Source organism: Methanoregula sp. (assembly GCF_028679125.1).
Lineage (GTDB): Archaea > Halobacteriota > Methanomicrobia > Methanomicrobiales > Methanospirillaceae > Methanoregula.
Map to the genome: position 1 here is coordinate 1 of NZ_JAJRCG010000030.1, position 7,228 is coordinate 7,228.

Consider the following 7,228-nt stretch of genomic DNA (forward strand, 5'->3'; position numbering starts at 1 on the left):
CCCATCGAGGCCCCGTACACGTGCATGCTGTCATACCCGAGAGCCTTCATCAGCCCGGCTGCATCCTCGGAGTACTGGGAGATCGTGGGTGTTGCATTATTGTCCGAACTGTATCCCATCCCCCGGTGGTCATAGGTATAGACATGGTATTTCGAGGCAAGGATCGAAATAAATGTCTCGTTCCACGCAGTGTCCATGGTGGCGCCGAATCCCGGGACCAGCAGGAGGGGTTCGCCGGACCCGAATTCCCGGTATCCCAGCGTAACGCCGTTGACCTCTGTGTACTTCACGGGCGTTGCATTGATCGATACGGAGGAATAGGCATGTGTTGCCGGGACTGCCGGGCAGGTAGCCGGGGCGGAAGCATTCGTGCACCCTGCCGTGACAATAAGGCAGAGGGCGGTAGCGATAACCAGGATGAGCATCAGGGACTTGTTCATGAAAACCTCGTTGCGGAAATTACAGATTCAGGTATTGGATTGTTTGTAATTGGGCGGAGATCTAAAAAAATTACCTGCGATTTTTTTACAACTGGCATACCGGGTTTTCCATGAAGGCGGATCCCAAAAACATGCATTCGATCCCCGGAGGGAATCACTATATGGCCCCCATGAGGATATCAGCGCCGGACATGAGTGCTTCCTTCACGACATCAACACGGATACCACCTGCGGTTGCAACAAACAGCTTGCCGCCCGCTGCATTCTTGATCACCACAATGTCGCCCCAGGCATGGGCGCTCTCGTTCCCCGCACATACGATAATAAAAATGATTTCGCCGGGCAAAAATTGCTAGATCTTCCCGTATTTCTTGTGTGCAAGTTCCTGGCTCATGATACGGTCGATACAGACCATATCGTCAGCCACAAAATAAAATATCGTGTATTTCGAGGATACATGCATCCTCCACCGGGGTCTCCGGGTTTTGAGTTTTTTAATATCACCCAGAGCATGGGGGTGTTCAGTCAGCCGATCGATATGCTCCCCGATAACACGACGGTCTTTCTCGGGCAGGTCCCTGATGAATGCCCTGGCATCGTCCCCGATTTTTATCTGCACGGTATGCCTGCCTTAAAGACCGAGTTCTTTCTTGGCCTTGTCCCAGGGAACGAAGTGCGCATCCTTGTCAATTTCGTCAAGGTCTCTTTCGAGAGTTCGTAACTGATGTTCAGCAATGAGATCAGCTACCGTGTCTCCAAGGGTTTTCCCCGGTTCTTTCAGCCGGGAGAGATCAGCCCACGTGCTCGGTGTGAGGGCCACTCTCTTGTCCGCAATTTCTTCCTGCCGGGAAATGGATTGTGTCATATTCAATAATCGCCTCGCAACATGCAGATGCCGGGTCAACTGTGTAAGATTAGACAGTTGTACAATCTTGGCGAGAAATAGTGATAAAAATTGTGCTTCAGATCGCATTCCGTGGAATAGGGGTATTGTAAGAAATCCCATAGCAGGGATTATTCAGGTTAAAGAGTCGACTTAACCTCCTGCCAAGTGGATCTCCCTGGACCGGACGATTTTGTAATTAATGAAACGAAAAAATAGTATTATGACTTAAAAGTCAGTCATGACCCTGAACTGGTCGATCTCTTCCCGGTTCAGCTGGTCTAAGAACTCATCCGCTGCATGCTCGATATCCTTCGAGGCAGTGATCGCACGGCCGACCACGAGGATGTCCGCGCCGGACTTGAGTGCTTCCTTCACCACATCAACACGGATACCGCCGGCAGTTGCAACAAGCAGCTTGCCGCCAGCCGCCTTCTTGATCGCCGCAATGTCGCCCCAGGCATGGGCGGCCGAGGCGCCTTCGGTGTCGATGGCACGGTGGAGTTCTACAATGTCCGGCTTGACTTTCAGGCTCGCGATGAGCTTGACCGGGTTCTGGACGTTCAGCATATCGATGATCGAATAGATGCCGACCTTGCGGGCTTCCGAGCACGCCTTCTCGATGGTGGATGCCGGGGCAAGGCCGGAGACAACGACTGCGTCAGCGGTTGCATCGGCTGCCATGCGGGCTTCAAGATTGCCGGTGTCGAGGATCTTCATGTCCGCGATGATGAATGCATTCGGGCGGAGCTTGCGGATCTCGCCGATGACCGAGAGGCCGAACTTCTTGATCAGCGGGGTTCCTGCTTCGATGATCACGTGGTCGTTCTGCGGAACGCACTTCAAGACTTCAGCAACCTTGCCCATGTCCACGAGGTCCATTGCGACCTGGAGGTAAGGGGCATCCCAGAGCCGGGTGACCTTGAATCCCATGATGCCGTGTGCTGCACGGTCTTTCTCGAACACGAGCGTCTTCGTGTCCGGGAACTTGTCGATGGCACGGTGGAGGGCAAGTTTGGTTGCGCCGTAGTTGTACCGGTAGATCTTGTTGTAGTCCTTTGCATCCGGGTGAACGAAGGCCGACACCATGATAACGGTACCTTCGATGTCGATCCCCTTGAACAGGTCCTCCTCAACACAGTCCGCAACCGCCTTTGCGACTGCGGCCTGCACCGGGCCGAACATCTCGTTGACCTGGGACATGTCCTTTAACGTGACCTTCGGGATCACGATCGTGGCCGGCTTGGTCAGCAGGTTTGGGCGTACCACCGCAAGAAGGGGCGTGTGCCCCATTGAAAGCTGCGAGACCGAGTTTGCAAATGCCGAACCGATAGGACCTTCCTTATCTCCCATTAACAGGTCGATATGCGCCAGTTCCGCGCCATCGCCAATAAGTGCTTCTCCGACTAAATACATGGAACTCTCCGTACTGTTCAATTATGTGCCGCTAATCTATGATAAAGTTACGAGCCGGCACTGCCGGAGCCGGTTCAAAGAACTTATTAACCGGCATCACGAGCAATTACGTACAGAGTGTGCCCGCATGGCGAAGAACCCATACGATCTTTTCCAGAAGGAGTGCCCGGAACTTGCCGAGCGGTTCAATAATCTCGTCGAGGTCCAGCGATCCTTAAACGGCCTGGATCCCAAAACCAAGCAGCTGATCAACATCGCCATCCAGACCGCCACCCGGAATCCCGAAGGCGTGAAGCTGCATGCGATGATGGCGCAGAAGAGTGGCGCGACCAGGGACGAGATCGTGGGCGCAGTCGTGATGAACCTGCACCTCACCGGCCTTGTTACGGTGCTCGAGTGCCTGCCGGCGGCCCTGGACGGGATCGAAGAAGCGAAGAAAACGAAGAAGCGCTAGCGTCTCACTTTTAAAAAACAGGTTGAGGGTGCATCACCATCTCATCCACGCCGCTCCACGTGAAATTGGCATGTGCACTGCCGATGATATAATCCGACGCTTTCCCGAGGCTGTCAGAGGCATGTTTCTTGTTCGCGTCTTCAACCTGCATGCTTACAATTACGGGGGGTTTGTTTTTTGCGTAATCCAGAAGATCATAGGTCCAGTAAACACGATAATCCGGGTAGAGTGCAACAACCCGGGGAACGCTGCGGGTATCGGGCATCGTCACCGGATCGATAGTGAACGAATACGTTTCCACATCAGTATAATTGGATGCCGTCATGAACAGGGAAGTGCCGCCGGAAATGGCAAGAAAGAGGACGATACCGGCAATACCACAGAAGAACAGGACGAGGATAAACGAAAAGACGGTTTTTATCCGGGGATACGGGAGGAGACTGTTCAGATCCATGAAAACCGCCAGTACGATCACCAGCGTCAGCCCTGCAATGACCGCAAAAACCCCCAGGCCGGCAATCGATATCGGGGCATTGAGACTCAAAAACCATGCCGTTAATAAGAACCAGACCAGGCTGAATATGGCAACAACGCCGCTGATCAGGATCGCAAATGAGATGATCTTCTCGCTGATCCTGACTTCAGGATTCCGGCCGATCCGGGTGAACCACCGGATGACGATCAGGGCTAACAGGCAGTAGATAAAAAATGCTGAAAAATAGGTGGCGATGATGATTGCCCCGAGCGCCAGGATACCTATCTGCGTGGTTAACATGATCTGGAGCCAGCCATCTCCCAGGATAAAGGTCAGGAAGAGGGGGGAGAGCGAAATGATGGTGGCGATAACGCCGATAATTGCAATAAGGTGTTCAATGGCGCTGAAAAAATCAATCGAATGCTGATACGTAAATGCGGGGCAGGGGGATTCCCGGTTGATCCGCCGGAACCCGAAATAGAGGATGACACAGGCAATTATTCCTAAAAAAATAATCGGGAGGAACGAGAAGGGACTATCTGTCATTTTAATGAGAATCTTTTTTCTGCCCTATTAAAGATGCTGATGTACTGGCCGGGTCCGCCGTGAGGCTCTCTTTTGCCGGGACATGAAAAGACAATATATTTCATTGTATACTCCAATTCCCATGTATGAAAAAAACCTCCCTGCGATACGCGTTCCTCATTCTTGCGGCCTGCCTTGTAGCCGGCATGGTTTTTATTGCCGGTTGTACCGGCACGCAAAAAACCAGTACTTCTGCAAACGCTGACAAACTCGACGGCTTTGATGCTTTTGTTACCGGTAAAATGGCTGAATACGAAGTACCCGGTGCGGTTGTCGGCATTGTCGAGAACGACACCGTTGTGTACCTGAAAGGGTTCGGCGTCCGGGAGGCCGGCAGACCGGAGAAGGTCGATCCCGACACACGCTTCCAGATAGCGTCCGTGTCGAAATATTTTACCGGTGCTGCGATCGGTACGCTTGTCGATGAAGGGAAACTTGACTGGGATACCCCGGTGGTCACGTACCTGCCGGGTTTTGCCTTAAAAGACAGGTACGCAGGCCAGCATGCAACCCTCCGCGACATGCTCGCCCACCGTGCAGGTTTCAAATCCTATGACGGGGAACTGCTGGGCCGGGTCGGATACTCCAACAGCGAGATCCTGCAGCGGATACAGTACTTAGAGCCGGGCACCAGTTTCCGGGAGAAGTACCGGTATTCAAATGTCGGGTATTTCATTGCCGGGGAAGTTGCGGCAAAAGCGGACAACCGGAGCTGGGAGGATTTAACGGATGCCCGGATCATCAGGCCGCTCACCATGACGAGGTCGGGAGCCCACCCGGAAACACTGTATCTCGATGACAACCATGTTGCCGGCCATGCCGGTACAGGTGGCGATATCCATACCATCCCGCTCGAGGAGGCATCCCTTCCCGCTGCCGGCCAGGTAGTCTCGACCGGCCGGGACATGACGCAGTTTATGAGGATGATGCTGAACGACGGTTCAATTGACGGGAAGCAGATCCTCACGCCGAAAACCGTGAAGGATATTCATGCGGCAAGCCTGGTGGCAGGGGCAAGCGGGCCTCTTGGTGACCAAAACGGGGCAGTCGGTCTTGGCTGCGACTCCTACCACTTCCTTGGCGAGCGGGTCATAGAGAAGAACGGGGCGCTTGACGGTGTCCGTTCGGTTGTCGTCCTCATCCCCGGGAAAAAGAGCGGGATCGTTGTCATCGCAAACAAGCAGCTGACTGCATTCCCCGAGGCGGTCCGGGACGAATTCCTGGAGCGGTATATCGGAAAGATCGGTGTTGACCTGCAGGCACGGGAGAACGCCTCGCAGGCCGGGTGGAACTCGCTCATCAAGAATCCCACACGTCCCGCAGATGCCGGCCCGGCAACGATCAGCCCGTCTGCCATCGCGGGAACGTACACGAGCACCCTGTACGGCATCCTGCAGGTAAACCAGGGATCAGATGCCGGGAATATGACCTTTGGTCTTGGCCCGGACAGGTACCCGGGGAATCTCACGCACTGGACCAACAACACCTGGTATCTCACGTTCCCGAACCCGGACGACCAGGTCGGATATCTCACCTTCGCTGCGAGCCCGACGGGAACCGTTACCGGCTTTACCTCAGATGAATTCGGCCCGTTCACCCGGGCGTAAGCTGATGAGCCGACACCTGCCCGTCAATACTTTTTTTAGTTCCCGTGAAGCTTCCGGAACGGTCAGCGGGCTGAAGAGGTATATGATGGAAGGCTCGTATGACAAGCCAGAGAAGGTGTCGTAACGACCCGGACGAAACGGAGCCCTGTGTCCGGACTCATCCGGTTTTTCAAAAATACATCGTGCGTGATGGTCAACGAATGGGTGGATACGGGATCCTTAGCGGAGTAATTTTTTTTTGAGACCCTGACCGCAGGAGATCCATCGGGCATTTCTGTTATTGAAGAATACGGTGAACGGGGAATAAAAACAACCATTTATTATTAAACGGGAGTAAACGCTGAACCATGGTAAAGCAATCCATCTCATCAATAATACTGCTCATGACCGTTTTGGTCGTTCTCTCGGTGGGTATTGCAGGATGTACCTCACAGACACCCGCATCATCACCGACACCGGTAACAAACAAAACCCTGTCATCGGCTGAGCCTTCAGAAATGATATTGCAGCCTTCAGAGATCCCGGGAAATTTCACCCTTGTGGCAAAAGGCGAGAGACCGGCTTCTGAACTGAGCGACTGGGCACTTGCTCACGGCTGGAAAAAAGGATACTATGCCGTTTACCAGAAGAATGATCCGAATTCACCTTCCGTAACGTTCATCAAACAGAATATCTCTGTGTATTCCGCTGAAAATATCACTCTCGTAGTACCTGATACCATAAATGGTTACAAATCATGGCCAGCTGAAACGAACAATACAAATCTGTCCGTTGAAGAAGTATCTCTGCCAACCATTGGGGATGTCAGCGGTTCACTGAGATTTTTCGATAAAAGTGATAACTCCTCGGGATACCTGATCGCATTTGTGAAAAAGGATGTGTTCCAGGATATCCAGACGAACGGGACAGCGGCAGATTACGAAACTGCCAAACAACTCGCTGGTATTGCAGCAGCAAAAATCAAGTAAAAATTTTCACTCTTTTTTTATCAGATGAAAAGTTTTCCGGGAAGACGTGGACTGTATTTCATAACGTTGATATCCGGAGAGTGAATACTAATCCCCATGAACTCATCGTCATACGGTCTTCTTACGCTCATTCTCATCACCTGCCTGGTTCTTGCAGCGGGCTGCGCAGGCACTCAACCTACCTCCTCCACCGCACAAAAAATCCCGGATGCAACCGGAACAACACCTGACGGAACCGTATCGCTCATGCTCACGGGCGTCCCGGATGTCCGCCAGGCTCAGTACTTCACTAATGTTTAGCTCGGGCTGAGGAAAACAGTAAGATCTAAATAGGCAGCGGGCGCCGAATATGGTCAAACACCGGCAAATTGCCCGCCGAATAAAGAATGAGCTCCGAGCA

The 7,228-nt window shown here is 52.9% G+C and carries 9 protein-coding genes and 1 pseudogene; 4 read left to right on the top strand and 6 right to left on the bottom strand.

From position 1 onward, the window contains the following. The 5 genes and pseudogenes from LUQ43_RS13220 to LUQ43_RS13240 form a co-directional block, all read right to left on the bottom strand. The coding region (locus LUQ43_RS13220) for an alpha/beta hydrolase (RefSeq protein WP_299968531.1) at positions 1-440 on the bottom strand (440 nt) is incomplete at its 3' end. A 169-nt stretch (positions 441-609) separates the two neighbouring features. Beyond that, positions 610-744, bottom strand: a pseudogene (locus tag LUQ43_RS13225) (bifunctional formaldehyde-activating protein/3-hexulose-6-phosphate synthase); the annotation flags it as partial. 48 nt (positions 745-792) lie between these two features. Further along, on the bottom strand, positions 793-1,059 hold the full coding sequence (locus LUQ43_RS13230) for a hypothetical protein (RefSeq protein ID WP_299968533.1): 267 nt from the start codon (positions 1,057-1,059) through the stop codon (positions 793-795). A gap of 12 nt (positions 1,060-1,071) precedes the next feature. After that, the gene (locus tag LUQ43_RS13235) at positions 1,072-1,305 is read right to left on the bottom strand and encodes a hypothetical protein (protein ID WP_299968535.1); all 234 of its coding nucleotides are present in this window, start codon (positions 1,303-1,305) and stop codon (positions 1,072-1,074) included. A 246-nt stretch (positions 1,306-1,551) separates the two neighbouring features. Further along, on the bottom strand, positions 1,552-2,739 hold the full coding sequence (locus LUQ43_RS13240; protein ID WP_299968537.1) for a bifunctional 5,6,7,8-tetrahydromethanopterin hydro-lyase/3-hexulose-6-phosphate synthase: 1,188 nt from the start codon (positions 2,737-2,739) through the stop codon (positions 1,552-1,554). Positions 2,740-2,866: 127 nt separating this feature from the next. Between LUQ43_RS13240 and LUQ43_RS13245 the strand changes: the two genes are divergently transcribed. Then, the gene (locus LUQ43_RS13245; RefSeq protein WP_299968539.1) at positions 2,867-3,193 is read left to right on the top strand and encodes a carboxymuconolactone decarboxylase family protein; all 327 of its coding nucleotides are present in this window, start codon (positions 2,867-2,869) and stop codon (positions 3,191-3,193) included. A 10-nt stretch (positions 3,194-3,203) separates the two neighbouring features. Here LUQ43_RS13245 and LUQ43_RS13250 read toward each other — a convergent pair whose 3' ends face one another. Beyond that, positions 3,204-4,214, bottom strand: coding sequence for a hypothetical protein (locus LUQ43_RS13250; RefSeq protein WP_299968541.1), 1,011 nt, complete (start codon positions 4,212-4,214; stop codon positions 3,204-3,206). A 125-nt stretch (positions 4,215-4,339) separates the two neighbouring features. Here LUQ43_RS13250 and LUQ43_RS13255 point away from each other — a divergent pair, with 125 nt between their 5' ends. The 3 genes from LUQ43_RS13255 (at position 4,340) to LUQ43_RS13265 (ending at position 7,128) form a co-directional block, all read left to right on the top strand. Further along, the gene (locus LUQ43_RS13255) at positions 4,340-5,860 is read left to right on the top strand and encodes a serine hydrolase domain-containing protein (RefSeq protein WP_299968543.1); all 1,521 of its coding nucleotides are present in this window, start codon (positions 4,340-4,342) and stop codon (positions 5,858-5,860) included. A gap of 347 nt (positions 5,861-6,207) precedes the next feature. Beyond that, on the top strand, positions 6,208-6,828 hold the full coding sequence (locus tag LUQ43_RS13260; RefSeq protein WP_299968545.1) for a hypothetical protein: 621 nt from the start codon (positions 6,208-6,210) through the stop codon (positions 6,826-6,828). Between the two features lie 96 nt (positions 6,829-6,924). Further along, positions 6,925-7,128, top strand: coding sequence for a hypothetical protein (locus LUQ43_RS13265; RefSeq protein WP_299968547.1), 204 nt, complete (start codon positions 6,925-6,927; stop codon positions 7,126-7,128). The last annotated feature ends 100 nt before the right edge of the window (positions 7,129-7,228 follow it).

Coding starts and splice junctions, on each gene's coding strand:
- LUQ43_RS13245 (WP_299968539.1), top strand. CDS start 2,867: ATGGCGAAGAACCCATACGATCTTTTCCAGAAGGAGTGCCCGGAACTT.
- LUQ43_RS13250 (WP_299968541.1), bottom strand. CDS start 4,214: ATGACAGATAGTCCCTTCTCGTTCCTCCCGATTATTTTTTTAGGAATA.
- LUQ43_RS13240 (WP_299968537.1), bottom strand. CDS start 2,739: ATGTATTTAGTCGGAGAAGCACTTATTGGCGATGGCGCGGAACTGGCG.
- LUQ43_RS13265 (WP_299968547.1), top strand. CDS start 6,925: ATGAACTCATCGTCATACGGTCTTCTTACGCTCATTCTCATCACCTGC.
- LUQ43_RS13235 (WP_299968535.1), bottom strand. CDS start 1,305: ATGACACAATCCATTTCCCGGCAGGAAGAAATTGCGGACAAGAGAGTG.
- LUQ43_RS13255 (WP_299968543.1), top strand. CDS start 4,340: ATGAAAAAAACCTCCCTGCGATACGCGTTCCTCATTCTTGCGGCCTGC.
- LUQ43_RS13260 (WP_299968545.1), top strand. CDS start 6,208: ATGGTAAAGCAATCCATCTCATCAATAATACTGCTCATGACCGTTTTG.